Origin of the sequence: Mycolicibacterium novocastrense (assembly GCF_001570485.1) — a bacterium.
Lineage (GTDB): Bacteria > Actinomycetota > Actinomycetes > Mycobacteriales > Mycobacteriaceae > Mycobacterium > Mycobacterium novocastrense.
In genome coordinates, this window is sequence record NZ_BCTA01000036.1 from 648228 (window position 1) to 662420 (window position 14193).

16 protein-coding genes are annotated in these 14193 nt (G+C 67.6%); 7 read left to right on the top strand and 9 right to left on the bottom strand.

What is annotated here, in order from left to right:
- Window positions 1-1635 carry a fatty acid kinase ATP-binding subunit FakA gene (locus RMCN_RS16240; RefSeq protein WP_064414815.1) on the bottom strand — a complete coding sequence of 545 codons (1635 nt, stop codon included), beginning with the start codon at window positions 1633-1635 and terminating at the stop codon, window positions 1-3.
- Window positions 1636-1882: 247 nt separating this feature from the next.
- Here RMCN_RS16240 and rpmB point away from each other — a divergent pair, with 247 nt between their 5' ends.
- Both rpmB and RMCN_RS16250 read left to right on the top strand, forming a co-directional pair.
- Entirely contained in the window at window positions 1883-2077 is a 195-nt protein-coding gene (rpmB, locus tag RMCN_RS16245) for a 50S ribosomal protein L28 (RefSeq protein WP_064351131.1), read from the top strand.
- Between the two features lie 44 nt (window positions 2078-2121).
- Window positions 2122-2457, top strand: a complete 336-nt coding sequence (locus RMCN_RS16250; protein WP_064414814.1) for a hypothetical protein — start codon at window positions 2122-2124, stop codon at window positions 2455-2457.
- Between the two features lie 2 nt (window positions 2458-2459).
- Here RMCN_RS16250 and RMCN_RS16255 read toward each other — a convergent pair whose 3' ends face one another.
- From RMCN_RS16255 to RMCN_RS16265, 3 genes are read right to left on the bottom strand one after another with little or no spacing between them, the layout of a single operon-like run.
- Window positions 2460-3143, bottom strand: a complete 684-nt coding sequence (locus RMCN_RS16255) for a uracil-DNA glycosylase (RefSeq protein WP_067390915.1) — start codon at window positions 3141-3143, stop codon at window positions 2460-2462.
- Window positions 3140-3430, bottom strand: coding sequence for a DUF1330 domain-containing protein (locus RMCN_RS16260; RefSeq protein WP_067390918.1), 291 nt, complete (start codon window positions 3428-3430; stop codon window positions 3140-3142). The genes RMCN_RS16255 and RMCN_RS16260 overlap by 4 nt, the downstream gene beginning before the upstream one ends.
- 15 nt (window positions 3431-3445) lie before the next feature.
- Complete coding sequence (locus RMCN_RS16265; RefSeq protein WP_067391228.1) at window positions 3446-4399, bottom strand: thiamine-phosphate kinase; 954 nt, start codon at window positions 4397-4399, stop codon at window positions 3446-3448.
- A gap of 119 nt (window positions 4400-4518) precedes the next feature.
- Between RMCN_RS16265 and RMCN_RS16270 the strand changes: the two genes are divergently transcribed.
- Together RMCN_RS16270 and RMCN_RS16275 are read left to right on the top strand one after the other, a co-directional pair.
- Window positions 4519-4761 (top strand): Lrp/AsnC family transcriptional regulator, encoded by a 243-nt coding sequence (locus RMCN_RS16270; protein WP_067391232.1) that lies wholly within the window; start codon window positions 4519-4521, stop codon window positions 4759-4761.
- A 9-nt stretch (window positions 4762-4770) separates the two neighbouring features.
- Window positions 4771-5334, top strand: a complete 564-nt coding sequence (locus tag RMCN_RS16275; RefSeq protein WP_067390921.1) for a DUF3515 domain-containing protein — start codon at window positions 4771-4773, stop codon at window positions 5332-5334.
- A gap of 49 nt (window positions 5335-5383) precedes the next feature.
- Here RMCN_RS16275 and RMCN_RS16280 read toward each other — a convergent pair whose 3' ends face one another.
- From RMCN_RS16280 to RMCN_RS16290, 3 genes are all read right to left on the bottom strand, one after another.
- A complete protein-coding gene (locus tag RMCN_RS16280) occupies window positions 5384-6538 on the bottom strand; it encodes a D-alanine--D-alanine ligase family protein (RefSeq protein ID WP_067390924.1) in 1155 nt (384 codons plus the stop codon).
- Window positions 6539-6600: 62 nt separating this feature from the next.
- On the bottom strand, window positions 6601-7704 hold the full coding sequence (locus RMCN_RS16285; protein ID WP_067391235.1) for a cystathionine gamma-lyase: 1104 nt from the start codon (window positions 7702-7704) through the stop codon (window positions 6601-6603).
- Between the two features lie 2 nt (window positions 7705-7706).
- Window positions 7707-8705 carry an NAD(P)H-dependent glycerol-3-phosphate dehydrogenase gene (locus tag RMCN_RS16290; protein WP_067390926.1) on the bottom strand — a complete coding sequence of 333 codons (999 nt, stop codon included), beginning with the start codon at window positions 8703-8705 and terminating at the stop codon, window positions 7707-7709.
- A 44-nt stretch (window positions 8706-8749) separates the two neighbouring features.
- On the opposite strand from RMCN_RS16290, the gene cofC reads away from it, so the two are divergent.
- The 3 genes from cofC (at window position 8750) to mutT1 (ending at window position 12640) form a co-directional block, all read left to right on the top strand.
- On the top strand, window positions 8750-9394 hold the full coding sequence (gene cofC, locus RMCN_RS16295; RefSeq protein WP_067390930.1) for a 2-phospho-L-lactate guanylyltransferase: 645 nt from the start codon (window positions 8750-8752) through the stop codon (window positions 9392-9394).
- Between the two features lie 54 nt (window positions 9395-9448).
- Complete coding sequence (locus tag RMCN_RS16300) at window positions 9449-11638, top strand: RNA degradosome polyphosphate kinase (protein WP_064414807.1); 2190 nt, start codon at window positions 9449-9451, stop codon at window positions 11636-11638.
- Between the two features lie 78 nt (window positions 11639-11716).
- Window positions 11717-12640 carry an 8-oxo-(d)GTP phosphatase MutT1 gene (gene mutT1, locus RMCN_RS16305; RefSeq protein ID WP_067390933.1) on the top strand — a complete coding sequence of 308 codons (924 nt, stop codon included), beginning with the start codon at window positions 11717-11719 and terminating at the stop codon, window positions 12638-12640.
- A gap of 127 nt (window positions 12641-12767) precedes the next feature.
- Here mutT1 and RMCN_RS16310 read toward each other — a convergent pair whose 3' ends face one another.
- Window positions 12768-13400, bottom strand: a complete 633-nt coding sequence (locus RMCN_RS16310; RefSeq protein ID WP_064414805.1) for an HU family DNA-binding protein — start codon at window positions 13398-13400, stop codon at window positions 12768-12770.
- Window positions 13401-13589: 189 nt separating this feature from the next.
- On the bottom strand, window positions 13590-14186 hold the full coding sequence (leuD, locus tag RMCN_RS16315) for a 3-isopropylmalate dehydratase small subunit (RefSeq protein WP_067390936.1): 597 nt from the start codon (window positions 14184-14186) through the stop codon (window positions 13590-13592).
- Window positions 14187-14193: the final 7 nt, after the last annotated feature.

Sequence of the window (14193 nt, forward strand, 5' to 3'; positions counted from 1 at the left end):
CTATTCGACCCCGATCAGCAGCGCATCGCCGCGGTGGCCGGTGTGGTAGGTCACCAGTTCGATGCCGAGGTGCCGGTCGTGCACGTGCTCGGAGAGTGCGGCGGCGACACCCTCGTCGACCCCGGCGCCGGTGAGGACCGTAACGAGTTCACCACCGGCGGCCAGCAGCAGGTCGATCAGCCCCGCTCCCGCCGCGCTCAGATCGTCACCGACGATCAGCACCTCGTCGCCGGAAATGCCCAGGCCGTCGCCCGGCTTGCACATCCCCGCCCAGGTGAGCGCTTCCTCGGTGGCGATCCGCACCGATCCGTGCCGGGCCCCGGCGGCCGCCCTGGCCATGGTGTACCCGTCGTCGACGGCCTGGCGCGAGTCGTCATGGACCGCCAGGGCCGCCAAGCCTTGAACCATGGACGCCGTGGGCACGGGTACCACGTCCACGCCCCAACCCATCGCGGCGGTACACCCGGCGACCAGTTCTTCGGCCGCGACGTATCCGTTCGGCAAGATCATCGCCTGACCCGCGTCGGCGTTGACCAGCGCGTGAAGGAGCTGCTTGGCGCGCACCGGCGCGTCGTCCTCGAGTCGCAACACGTGGGCGCCCTCGGCCGCGAACAACTCCTCGGCGCCCTGCCCGTCCACGACAGCGAGCACCGCCCGTCCACGCGACCACGACCCGACCGGGCGCGCGCCGCCGCCGGTGAGAGCGGTGATCTGGATGCGGCTGGTCGCGCCCACCGCGAGACCGGCCTCGACGGCGGCGCCGGCGTCATCGGCATGCACGTGCACCGAGTAATGGCCCCCGCCGTCCGACGAGGCGGCGATGGCCACCGAGTCGCCCAGCGCGTCGAGGTCGCTGCGCAGTTTCTCCACCCCCGCCCGATCGCATCCACTGAGCAGGTACATCACCTCGAACTGTGGAGCCGCGACGACCCGGGCCGCACCGGAGTCGCTGGGCGGCGGCGCAGAGACGTACTCCGGCCTCCGCGGCGCGCTGTCGGTCAGCGTCGTGCTCATCGCGTCCAGCAGTACCAGCAGGCCGCGCCCTCCTGCGTCCACCACGCCCGCGCGGGCCAATACGTCGAGTTGGCCGGTGGTCCTCTCCAGCGACTGCGCCGCGGCATCCGCCGCCTTGCCCACGACGTCGGGCAGTTCGGCACCGTCGGTCGAAGCCTGCTCGGCGGCCTCGGCCGCGTCCTGGAGGACGGTGACGATGGTCCCCGGCACGGCCTCGCCCATCGCCCGAATCACCAGCACCACGGCGTGGCGAAGTGCGGCGGCGAACAGCGGGCCGTCCACCCGGTCGAGACCACCGCGCAGGTCGGCCGCGGCTTCCGCGGTGACCTCGGCCAGCGCGCGCAGTATCTGGGACAGGATCACACCGGAGTTTCCGCGCGCCCCGTGGATGGCGCCGCGCGCCAGCGCCGCAGCGACCTCGGCGACGTCGCGGGCGCCGGCCAGGGCATCGGCTTGCGCCCACGCCGAACGCATGGTGAACAGCATGTTCGTGCCGGTGTCGGCGTCGGCGACCGGGAACACGTTGAGCCGGTTGATCTCGTCGGTGTGGGTGATGAGGTCACCGACCGCAGTGTGCGACCACTTCTGCAGGGTGAAGGCATCGAGCAGTCGAGCCGACATGCTTAACCTCCGCAGAAATGTGACGCTTGACGCACCCCGCCGTGCCGGTCAGCCTAGCGATCGGACCTGACAGCCTCGGCACAACGTTCTCGCCGCTCGGTAGGCTGGTGCGGGCTCGCGCGCAGCGCGGGACGGCATTTTGGCGTTCGCTGCGGCTCCCGGTATCCTGGTCAGGTTGTCGGGTCGAGCCGCGCCGGTCGCGGTGCCGCGACCCGGACCCCACGTACTGATCTGAGGAGTTCTGCATATGGCTGCCGTGTGCGATATCTGCGGGAAGGGACCCGGCTTCGGCAAGTCGGTCTCGCACTCCCATCGCCGGACCAGCCGTCGCTGGGATCCCAACATCCAGACGGTGCGCGCTGTGACCCGCCCCGGGGGCAACAAGCAGCGCATGAACGTGTGCACCTCGTGCATCAAGGCGGGAAAGGTCTCGCGCGGCTGACCCGCGGGCGATTGCCGCGGTCAGCGACCGGGTAGCCGTGCTGCATGACTTCTCGTGCAGCAGCAAGATCCACCCTCATCGCGCTGGCGTCCGGATGTGCGCTGGCCCTTCTGACCGCGTGCGGCGGCGGTGACTCCGCCGGCGACGAGACCACCACCACGACCACCACGACGCCGACCACCACGACGGTGGAGGTGACGGTGGAGACCAGTGCGCCGGAGACCACCACACCGTCGCCGGAACTGCCGGCCACCACCACCGAGGGCGGGGGCGCTGACGGGGGCACCGTCGAGGTTCCGGTCCCCGACGTGCCGTCACCCCCGGCGATTCCGTCTCCTCCGCCGATTCCCTCGCCGCCTCCGATCCCGGGCGTCGGATAGCTCTAGGGAAGCCGCCAGTCGATCGGCTCGGCACCCATCTTCTCGAGCAGTTCGTTCGCGCGGCTGAACGGTCGCGAGCCGAAGAAACCGCGCGAGGCCGACAGCGGTGACGGGTGCGGCGACTCGATCGCCACGCAGTCGGCGCCGTCCAGCATCGGTTTGAGCGTCGAGGCGTCGCGACCCCACAGCACCGCGACCAACGGCTGCCCACGTGCGACCAGCGCGCGAATCGCACACTCGGTCACCGCTTCCCAGCCCTTACCGCGATGCGACGCCGGGTTTCCAGGTCGAACGGTGAGCACCCTGTTGAGCAGCATCACCCCGCGCTCGGCCCACGGCGTCAGGTCACCGGTGGCCGGTGCGGCGTATCCGAGGTCGCTTCCGTACTCCTTGAAGATGTTCTCCAGGCTGCGCGGCAGGGGCCGCACCTCGGGCGCCACGGAGAAACTGAGGCCCACGGCGTGACCGGGCGTCGGGTACGGATCCTGCCCGACGATCAGCACCCGCACCCTGTCCATCGGAAAAGTGAACGCGCGCAACACGTTCTGGCCCGCAGGCAGATACCCGTTTCCGGCGGCCAATTCGGCGCGCAGGAACTCGCCCATCTGCGCGACCTGACCCGCGACCGGCTCCAGAGCCGTGGCCCAGCCCTGCTCGACGAGTTCGCGCAGCGGCCGCGCCGTCATGCCAAACCCTCGATCAGCATCACCACTGAGTCGGTCCCGGCTCGACGGTCCTTCGAGATCTCCTGGTAGTCGGGCGAGTTGGCCCAGGCCCGAAACGAGGCCTCATCGGGAAACGACATCAACACGACCTTCTCGCGGTCAGACTGGCCCTCCAGGATCTGCGGAGAGTCGTCGGCCGCGAGCAACGTCCCCGAATACCGGTTGAAGACCTCTAGGAAACGGGCTTGGTAGCGGTCATAGGCGGCACGGTCCGTGAACTTCAGCTGGGCGATGACGTACACGGTCACGAGTCGACACCCTAACTAGTCGAACGACTGCCACCCGGGATTCCCCTGCCACGCCGCGCCGTCGACCAAGACCCTTCCGGGACCGTTCTGCACGCGGCCGATCTCCCGCCACCCGGACGGCGGCGGCCCCGGGAAGGTCGCGACCAGCGCATGGTCCTCCCCGCCACCGAGAACCCACGCCCACGCATCGGCACCCACCGCTTCGGCGGCGCCGGCGAGGACGTCGCGGTCACCGGTCAATGCCGCGGTCGACAGGTCGATGCCGACACCGGAGGCCTCGGCGATGTGGCCGAGGTCGGCCAGCAGACCGTCGGACACGTCGGTCATCGCGGTGGCACCGCTTTCGGCGGCGACGCGGCCCTGACCATAAGGCGGCTGCGGCGCGACATGACACTGACGAAGTTCGTCGAAACGCTGAATACCGTTGCGCCACAGGTTGAATCCAGCGGCCGAACGACCGATGCCGCCGACGACGGCCACCACGTCACCGGGTCGCGCCCCGCTGCGGCGCACCGGATCACGGCTGCCGAGGTCACCGAGCGCCGTCACCGAGATCACCCATTGCGGCGCGCTGACGAGGTCGCCGCCGACGATGCCCCCGCCCATCGCCTCGGCTTCGCGCCACATGCCGTCGGCGAGTTGCAGGGCCTGGGCGGCCGGCGTATCCGAGGGTGCTCCGAACGCGACCACGAAGGCGGTCGCGCGTGCGCCCATCGCCTCGATGTCGGCGGCGTTCTGCGCGATCGCCTTGCGCCCCACGTCGTGAGGCGTCGACCAGTCCAGCCGAAAGTGACGCTCGGCCACCAGCATGTCGGTGCTCACGACCGTCTTTCCGTCGGGCGCGAACAGCACCGCGGCGTCGTCACCGGGCCCCAGCGCGACGGCGCCCGGCTGGCGGCGCCCGGACACCAACCGCCGGATCACCGCGAACTCGCCCATTTGCGCCAGGGTTTCGGCATCGGACGCCATGTCACCTCCCGTCGCGGCCGCTTCGTGTCCGTTTCGTGCCGGCCTGAACACCGGCCGCACCTGCGGTACGTTAAGCGCCTGCGGCGTGGAGTCTATGCAGCGATGTGGAGGAACAGCGGGTGGTCGAGGCTTTCATGCTGATTCAGACCGAGGTGGGCCGCGCCGAGGTCGTCGCCAAACAACTCGCCGCGCTTCCCGGCGTGGTGTCCGCGGAGTCCGTGACGGGACCGTATGACGTGGTCGTGCGGGTGGGCGCCGACACCTTGGCCGATCTCAAAGCCACCGTCGTTCCCAATGTTCAACGGGTGACCGGTATCACTCGAACACTGACCTGTCCGATCGCCAACGGGGCTCCTCTCTAGAGTTGGGCCGTGGCTTCGCAGACCGGTGACGGGCCCCCGCGGGCGCTGCTGATCGCCGCTCTGGTGGTGGCGGTCGCGGCGATCGTGGCGATTCTGGTGATCGCCGCGCTGCGCCAGAATCCCGAGCAGGAGCAGCCGGTGCCGTTGGTGACGGTGCCCGCCCCGCAGGCCACGAGCTCCGAATGCGCCCATCTGGCCGCCGAACTGCCGGAGAAACTCGGCGAGCACAGCCGCGCGCCGCTCGCCGATCCCGCACCCCCCGGTGCGGCAGCCTGGCGGGCAGAGGACCGGGGTGAGCCGATCGTGCTGCGCTGCGGCGTGGAACGGCCCGCGGAGTTCGTCGTCGGTGCGCCGGTGCAGGTGGTGGACGACGTGCAGTGGTTCCGGGTGAGTGAGGTCGGTGACGACGCGGGCGCCGACCAGGCGCGTAGCACGTGGTACGCCGTCGACCGCGGCGTGTACGTCGCCCTGACATTGCCGCAGGGCTCGGGCCCGACGCCCATTCAGCTGCTGTCCACGGTCATCGCCGAAGCGCTTCCCGCCAAGCCCGTGGTTCCTGCGCCGGTGCGTTGATCCTGCGCGCAAGCGCGCCGTCGACGCAGTCTCGACGAAACAGCGCCCGTCAGCGCAGACCGGTACCGCGTTTGAGCGCGGTTTCCACCATCGTGGCCAGCAGGGCTGGGTAGTCGACACCGCTGGCCGCCCACATCTGCGGAAACATCGAGATGGTGGTGAAACCCGGCATCGTGTTGATCTCGTTGATCAGGGGCCCGTCATCGGTGAGGAAGAAGTCGACGCGGGCCAGCCCCTGACAGTCGATCGCATTGAACGCCTGAATCGAGAGCCGTCGCACCGCGTCGGCCACATCGTCGTCGACCTTGGCGGGCACATCGAGTTCGGCGGCGTCCTCGAGGTATTTCGTCGCGAAATCGTAGAAGCCGTCCTCGCGCCCGCGCACGCCGGCGACCCGGATCTCGCCGAGCGCACTGGCCTCGACCCGACCGTCGGGGAATTCGAGCACGCCGCATTCGAGTTCGCGGCCCGGCACCGCGGCTTCGATGATGACCTTCGGGTCGTGGCGGCGGGCCTGTTCGATGGCCGACGGCAGCTGATCCCACGCCGTGACCCGGCTGACGCCGATCGACGACCCTCCCCGCGTCGGTTTGACGAAGACGGGCAGGCCCAGCCGCTCCCGCGCCTCGAAACTCAAGGTGTCCTGGCGGGGTCGCAGCACCTCGTGATCACCGATCGGCAGTCCGGCGGCGCCCAGCAGCTTCTTGGTGAACTCCTTGTCCATGCCCACGGCGCTGGCCAGTACACCCGCTCCGACGTACGGCACCCCCGCCAGCTCGAGGAGCCCCTGGATCGTGCCGTCTTCGCCGTACGGACCGTGCAGCACGGGGAACACCACGTCGACCGTCGCCAACATCTCCCCTGCACCCTGGCCGAGCGACATCAGTTGCCCGCCTCGGCCGGGATCGGCGGCCAATGTCAGTTCGGTGCCCGACGAGGCGGTCACCTCCGGCAGGCGGCCATCGGTGATTGCGAGGCTGTCCGGCTGCGCGTCGGTCAGCATCCACGCGCCTTCTGGTGTGATGCCGACCGGGACGACGTCGAACCTCTGCGGATCGAGATTGCGCAGGATGCTGCCTGCGGATACGCAGGAAATCGCGTGTTCGGAGCTGCGACCGCCGTAGACGACGGCAACCCGGACGCGTCCGGTGCTCCGGCCCGATGTCGCCGGCCGGGCGGCTCCGGGATCATGGCGGGCAGTCACAACCTAGAGAGGCTACCGTCCGCGTCGCCGGCCGGTTGGTCCGGCGATGCCCGGCCCCGGTGTCAGCCCAGCGCGTGCTCGATGTCGGCGACCAGGTCGTCGGTGTCTTCGATCCCGAGGGAGATGCGCGCGAATCCGTCGCTGACGTCGTCGCCCCAGCGGGCGCGGCGGTCCACCGACGTGTGGATTCCGCCGAAGCTCGTCGACGCGATCAGCAGCGCACTCCGTTCGACCAGACGGTGTACCGCCGCAGCGTCGGCCAACTCGACGGCGATCAGTCCGCCGAACCGTTTCATCTGCGCGCACGCGATACGGTGCGCCGGATCATCGGGCAGGCCGGGATAGCGCACGGCACGCACGGCGTGGTGTGCACGCAGCGCCACGGCGAGCGCCGCCGCGTTGTGGCATTGTCGTTCGAACCGCAGGCCCGCGGTGCCCAGGCTTCGCGACAGCAGCCACGCCTCGAAGGCGCCGAGGATGGCACCGGAGTGCAGCCGTTCACGCTCCACTTTTGCCATCAGGTCGGTGTGCGCGCTCGCGACATAACCGGCGAGGAGATCGCTGTGGCCCGACAACGCCTTGGTGGCACTGGCGACGACCACGTCGGCGCCCAGCGAAAGCGGTTGCTGGCCGAAGGGGGTGGCGGTGGTGTTGTCGACGACGAGCGTGGCGCCCCGGCTGCGGCACTGCAGCGCGAGGTGGTGCAGGTCCACGACGTCCAGGCCCGGATTGGCCGGGCTTTCGGCGAGAACGACATCCGCGTCCGCCGATGCCGCGCACATCTCGCCGCTGGCGGCGGTAACTACGGTAACCCCTTGTCCAGCAAGGTATTCAGAGGCATACCGACGGACCTGATAGTAGCCGTCGGCGGGTACGACGAGCTTGTGCCCCGGCTTGGCCAGCACCCGCAGGACGGAGGTGATCGCGGCCATCCCCGACCCGAATGCCAGTGCGGACGGGGCACCCTCCAGCTGTGCGAGTGCCGACTCGAGGTGACGCCAGGTCGGATTCGAGCTGCGCCCATAGGAGTCCTGCAGGTCCGAGGGATCGGACGACAGGTGGAAGGTGGACGCCGGAACCGGTGACGGCGCCACCGCCTGTCCCGGAACGACTTCCGAAGCAACGGATTTGACGCTGCGAGTGGAATCGCCGTACTGACCGTCCACGGTCACTCCGGTTTGGTGCTGCGCCCGAGCAACAAGATGACGGCCTCGTCGACCGAGAGCCCCCTGTGGCACACCCGGAATACGGCATCGGTCAGCGGCATCTCGACGTCGTAGCTCTCGGCCAACGCCAGCACCGATTGGCACGAGGCGACGCCTTCGGCGACGTGGCCACCTGTGGCGAGCATGGCCGATTCCATCGTGCCGCCCTGGCCCAGACGCAGCCCGAAGGTGCGGTTACGTGATTGCCCGGATGTGCACGTCGCGACGAGGTCACCAACCCCGGCCAAGCCGGCGAGGGTCGCGGGCTTGGCGCCCAACGCGATTCCCAACCGCATGATCTCGGCAAGCCCGCGGGTGATGATCGCGGCCGCGGTGTTCTCCCCCAGTCCGACCCCGGCCGCCATACCGGATGCCAGCGCAATCACGTTCTTGCACGCACCACCGACTTCGGCGCCGATGACGTCGGCATTGGTGTACGGCCGAAAGTACGGCGTGGAAAGGGCCCGTTGCAATGCGACGGCCCGTCCGGAGTCGCTGCAGGCGACCACGGTGGCCGCCGGTTGCTCGTCGGCGATCTCGCTGGCGAGGTTCGGGCCGGAGACCACCGCGACGCGTGCCGGATCGGCGCCGGTCACCTGGACGATCACCTGGCTCATGCGCATGAGGGTGTCGAGTTCGATGCCCTTGGCCAGACTCACCAGCGTGACTTCGTCGTCGATGCGCCCCGACCACTGTTCGAGATTGGCCCGAAGCGTCTGTGCAGGCACCGCGAACAGCACCGTGCATGCGCCGTCCAGCGCCTCGGCCGCATCGGTGGTCGCCCTTATGGTCTTGGGCAATTCGGTGTCACCGAGGTACCCGGTGTTGCGATGGGTGTCGTTGATCTCGTCGGCGACTTCTTGATGACGCGCCCACAGCATGACCTCGTTGCCCGCGTCGGCAAGGACCTTCGCCAGTGCACTCCCCCACGCACCGGCCCCCATCACCGCCGCCTCGACCACGCCTTCAGCGTAACCCGCCCCCGGCTGCTGGCAGGATGACGCACATGAGCGGGTCACCGGATGGCGAGATCGCATTGGTGATCGCCGTGAAACGCCTCGCCGCGGCCAAGACCCGGTTGGCCCCCGTCTTTTCCGCACCCACCCGCGAGAAGGTCGTGCTGGCGATGCTGATCGACACGATCACCGCCGCGTCGGCGGTACCGGCGATCCGCTCGGTCACGGTGGTCACACCGGACGAAGCCGCCGCCGAGGCCGCGGGCCGCCTCGGCGCGCGCGTGCTCACCGACCCGACGCCCGAAAACCACCCGGACCCGCTGAACAACGCGATCGCCGCCGCCGAAGCCGAAGTCCGGCATGAGACATCGAACGTCGCTGTGTTGCAAGGCGATCTGCCCGCTTTGCAGACCCACGAGCTGACGGCGGCCGTCGCGGCGTCCCGCGAACACCCGCGCAGCTTCGTCGGTGACCGGCACGGCACCGGCACGTCGGCATTGTTCGCGTTCGGGGTCGCCTTGGACCCGCACTTCGGCGCCGACTCCGCTCAACGCCACCGGCGCTCCGGCGCGCTCGAGCTCACCGGCGCGTGGCCGGGGCTGCGGTGTGACATCGACACACCCGATGACCTGCTGGTGGCGCGTCGGCTCGGTGTCGGTGCGGCGACGGCGGCGGCCATCACCGTTTCGAGATGAACCGTTCAATTGCGCGCTGGCACGAAGACCGTTGGATAGGGGATCATCGCAGGCATGACGAAAGCCGGGATCCAGGTTCGTGACAGCGACGGCGAACCACCGTCGGCAAGCGTCCGAACGATGCGGTCGGACTCCGGTGACTCGGCGCCCGAAGCCCCACCGGCGGCAACCGCCCCCGCCGTCGAGAACGCGCTGCCCGAAGACCGCTACCTGAACCGCGAGTTGAGTTGGCTCGACTTCAACTCCCGCGTGCTGGCGTTGGCCGCCGATACGTCGCTCCCCTTGCTGGAGCGGGCGAAGTTCCTTGCGATCTTCGCGTCGAATCTCGATGAGTTCTACATGGTCCGGGTCGCCGGACTGAAGCGTCGCGATGAGATGGGTTTGTCCGTGCGCTCTGCCGACGGGCTCTCCCCCCGCGAACAGTTGCGTCGCATCAACGAGCGAACGCAGCACCTCGCCAACCGGCACGCCCATGTGTTCCTGGATTCGGTGCGTCCTGCGCTGGCCGACGAAGGCATTGTGATCGTCACGTGGGCCGAACTCGACGAGGCCGAACGCGCGCGGTTGTCCACTTATTTTCACGAGCAGGTGTTCCCGGTACTGACACCGCTCGCCGTGGACCCGGCCCACCCGTTCCCATTCGTGAGTGGCCTGAGCCTGAATTTGGCGATCACGGTCAAGCATCCCGACGACGGTGGGCAGCACTTCGCCCGAGTCAAAGTGCCCGACAACGTAGAACGGTTCGTCGAACTGGCCGCCCGCGAAAGCGATACGAGGATCGTTCGCTTCCTGCCGATGGAGGAACTGATCGCGGCGTTCCTTCATGTCCTGTTCCCCGGGCTCGAGATCGTCGAGCACCACGCGTTCCGCATCACGCGCAACGCCGATTTCGAGGTCGAAGAGGACCGCGACGAAGACCTGCTGCAAGCGCTCGAAAGGGAGCTGGCCCGACGTCGATTCGGTTCCCCGGTCCGGTTGGAAGTCTCCGACGACATGACCGAGAGCATGCTCGAATTGCTGCTGCGCGAACTCGATGTCGCGCCGGGCGATGTCATCGAGGTGCCCGGGTTGCTCGACCTGTCCTCGCTGTGGCAGATCTACGATCTCGATCGCCCCGCCCTCAAAGACCGGCCGTTCGTGCCGGCCACCCCGCCGGCGTTCGGCGAGCGGGAGACACCCAAGAGCATCTTCTCGACACTGCGCGACGGCGACGTGCTGGTGCACCACCCGTACGACTCCTTCTCCACCACCGTGCAGCGGTTCATCGAACAGGCCGCGGCGGATCCGAACGTATTGGCGATCAAGCAGACCCTGTACCGCACCTCGGGTGACTCACCAATCGTCAACGCGCTCATCGACGCTGCGGCCGCGGGTAAGCAGGTCGTCGCACTCGTCGAGATCAAGGCCCGGTTCGACGAGCAGGCCAACATCAAGTGGGCACGCGCATTGGAGCGTGCCGGCGTGCACGTCGTGTACGGGCTCATCGGACTCAAGACTCACTGCAAGACGTGTCTGGTGGTGCGTCGGGAGGGGTCGCTGATCCGGCGTTACTGCCACATCGGCACCGGCAACTACAACCCCAAAACTGCGCGGCTGTATGAGGACATCGGACTGCTGACGGCCGCGCCCGACATCGGCGCGGATCTCACCGACCTGTTCAACTCGCTGACGGGATACTCGCGCAAGGACTCCTACCGCAACCTTCTGGTGGCCCCCCAAGGTGTCCGGCGGGGCATCATCGAACGCATCGAACGCGAGATCGTCGCCACCCGCGACGGCGCCGAGGGGCGGATCAGGCTGAAAGCCAACGCGTTGGTGGACGAGCAGGTCATCGATGCGCTGTACCGCGCGTCGCAGGCCGGTGTGCGGGTCGAGGTGGTCGTCCGGGGTATCTGCGCGCTACGACCACATGCCCCTGGGTATTCGGACAACATCGCCGTCCGCTCGATCCTCGGCCGGTTCCTCGAACACTCGCGGATCATCCACTTCCGCGCGATCGACGAATTCTGGATCGGCAGCGCCGACATGATGCATCGCAATCTCGATCGGCGCGTCGAAGTGATGGCCGAAGTCAAAGATCCGCGGCTGAAGGCGCAACTGCACGAAATCTTCGAGTCGACGATGGACCCCTCCACCCGGTGTTGGGAGTTGGGCGTCGACGGTAAGTGGACGGCGTCGCCGCAGGCGGGTCACACGGTTCGCGACCATCAGGTCTCATTGATGGAGCGCCACCGGCAACCATGACGGACTTCCTCACCGCCAGGGACTTTCACAATCGTCGTCGTGGGCCGCGGGTGCCCAGAATGATCTGCAGGAGTTGAGGTGCCGAAGCGGATATCCGAGACCGCCTCCGATACGGAGACGATCCTGGCCGCCGGGGCGGTGTTGTGGCGGCCCAACGGCGCACCCGATGCGCCGGAAGTCGCGCTGATCCATCGCCCTCGTTACGACGACTGGTCGCTGCCCAAAGGCAAGGTGGACCCCGGGGAGACCGAGCCCGTGACCGCCGTGCGCGAGGTGCGCGAAGAGACCGGGTACGCGGCGCATCTCGGCCGACGCCTCAGTTCGGTGAGCTATCCCGTCGAGGACGGCAAGAAGAAGGTGCGCTACTGGGCGGCGCGTGTGGTCGGCGGCGAGTTCCACCCGAACGACGAAGTCGATGAGCTCAAGTGGTTACCCCTGCCGACGGCGATCAAACAACTAAATTATCCACACGACCGAAAGGTGCTGCGCCGCTTCGCGAAGCATCCGGCCGACACCAAGACGGTGCTGATCGTCCGCCACGCCACCGCCGGCAGTAAGTCCCGGTTCAAGGGCGATGACCGCAAACGGCCCTTGGACAAGAACGGCCGCGCGCAGGCGCAGTCACTGGTCGCGATGCTGCTCGCCTTCGGCGCCGACCAGTTGTTCGCGGCGGACAGAGTGCGCTGTGTGTCGACATTGGAGCCACTGGCAGAAGAACTCGGGAAGACGATCCGAAGCGACGAGCTGCTGACCGAGGAGGCGTACGCCGACAACCGCAAGGCGGCCCGGCAACGCTTCCTCGAGATCGCCGGCACCCCTGGCACGCCGGTGATCTGCACTCAGGGCAAGGTGATTCCGGACCTCATCGAATGGTGGTGCGAGCGCGACGGTGTGCGGCCCGACAAGTCGCGCAATCGCAAGGGCAGCACCTGGGTGATGTCGCTTCACAACGGCCGGTTGATCGCGGCGGACCACATGGGCAGCCCACTCGCCGTGAAATGACGTCCACACGTTGAATGCAAATTCCGGGCGGACACCCGCCCGGAAAGATTGAGCCGTAGATGTTTTGGTGGGCGCAAAACGCGAACACGCCGTGGGTCGCGCAGACCCACGGCGTGTCCGGTCGATACTACTTGCGGCCGCGCTTGGTCGCGGCCTTCTTGGCCGGCGACTTCTTGGCGGCGGTCTTCTTGGCTGCCGTCCGCTTGGTCGCGGCCTTCTTGGCCGGAGCCTTCTTCGCGGCCGACTTCTTGGCCGGCGACTTCTTGGCGGCGGTCTTCTTGGCTGCCGTCCGCTTGGTCGCGGCCTTCTTGGCGGGCGACTTCTTGGCAGCGGTCTTCTTGGCTGCCGTCCGCTTGGTCGCGGCCTTCTTGGCCGGAGCCTTCTTCGCGGCCGACTTCTTGGCCGCCGACTTCTTGGCCGCCTTGCGGGCACTTCCCGCCGTAACGCCTCTCTTCACTGCTGGTCCTTCCGCCGGGAGGCGCTGCGCCCCAGAGACAACGGCTTTGAACTGAGCGCCGGGCCGGAATGCCGGCACGGAGGTGGGCTTCACCCGGACGGTCTCGCCGGTGCGCGGATTACGCGCGACGCGTGCTGCGCGGCGGCGCTGTTCGAAAACGCCGAAGCCGGTAATAGTGACGCTGTCACCCTTGTGCACCGCACGCACGATGGTGTCAACGACATTCTCCACCGCGGCGGTGGCCGACCGACGATCCGAGCCCATTTTCTCCGTGAGTACGTCGATGAGCTCTGCTTTGTTCATGCATAACCTCCGGAAACCAGTGGTCCTCTTTGGACCGACTAGAGGACACGGTAAACCCATTCCCCATTGATTTCCAAGAGCCACGCGCAGTTTCAGGCGAAGCCAGCGAACTTTCTTGCCCCCCTTGACCTCCAGAGGGGCCCCGGAGAACCGGGTTCACAGACGGTGATTTCGGCTCACCGACCGCCCTTATCCGGTCGGCAGAGTCCGCGGTTTCCAGTCCGGCCTGCGCGCTTCATAAGCCGCGATATCATCGCATTTGCGCAGCGTAAGGCCTATATCGTCGAGTCCGGAGAGCAATCGCCAGGCCGTATAGTCGTCAATTCTGAACGGCACCATAACCGTTCCGGCGGCGATGGTTCGATCTTGAAGATTCACAGTGATTTCCAGGCCTGGCTGCTCCTCGATGAGCTTCCATAAAATTTCCACATCGTCTTGCGGAATTTCGGCCGCCAGAAGCCCGGCCTTGCCCGCATTGCCCCGAAAGATGTCGGCGAAGCGGGACGAGATGACGACCCGGAAGCCGTAATCCATAAGCGCCCACACGGCATGTTCGCGTGACGAGCCGGTGCCGAAATCGGGGCCGGCGACCAATACCGAACCTTTGTCGAACGGGGGCAGGTTCAAAATGAACGACGGGTCGTTGCGCCAGGCGGCGAACAGTCCGTCCTCGAAACCCGTTCGTGTAACTCGCTTCAGGTAGACCGCCGGGATGATCTGATCGGTGTCCACATTCGACCGACGCAGTGGGACGCCGATGCCGGTGTGGGTGTGGAAAGCCTGCATGCCCTGT

What these genes read in the sequence shown, in the direction of transcription:
- RMCN_RS16255 (WP_067390915.1), bottom strand. Translation starts at nt 3,143, where the DNA reads ATGACGGCGCGGCCGCTGCGCGAACTCGTCGAGCAGGGCTGGGCCACG.
- RMCN_RS16300 (WP_064414807.1), top strand. Translation starts at nt 9,449, where the DNA reads ATGACGAAAGCCGGGATCCAGGTTCGTGACAGCGACGGCGAACCACCG.
- cofC (WP_067390930.1), top strand. Translation starts at nt 8,750, where the DNA reads ATGAGCGGGTCACCGGATGGCGAGATCGCATTGGTGATCGCCGTGAAA.
- RMCN_RS16310 (WP_064414805.1), bottom strand. Translation starts at nt 13,400, where the DNA reads ATGAACAAAGCAGAGCTCATCGACGTACTCACGGAGAAAATGGGCTCG.
- RMCN_RS16250 (WP_064414814.1), top strand. Translation starts at nt 2,122, where the DNA reads ATGACTTCTCGTGCAGCAGCAAGATCCACCCTCATCGCGCTGGCGTCC.
- leuD (WP_067390936.1), bottom strand. Translation starts at nt 14,186, where the DNA reads ATGCAGGCTTTCCACACCCACACCGGCATCGGCGTCCCACTGCGTCGG.
- RMCN_RS16265 (WP_067391228.1), bottom strand. Translation starts at nt 4,399, where the DNA reads ATGGCGTCCGATGCCGAAACCCTGGCGCAAATGGGCGAGTTCGCGGTG.
- rpmB (WP_064351131.1), top strand. Translation starts at nt 1,883, where the DNA reads ATGGCTGCCGTGTGCGATATCTGCGGGAAGGGACCCGGCTTCGGCAAG.
- RMCN_RS16240 (WP_064414815.1), bottom strand. Translation starts at nt 1,635, where the DNA reads ATGTCGGCTCGACTGCTCGATGCCTTCACCCTGCAGAAGTGGTCGCAC.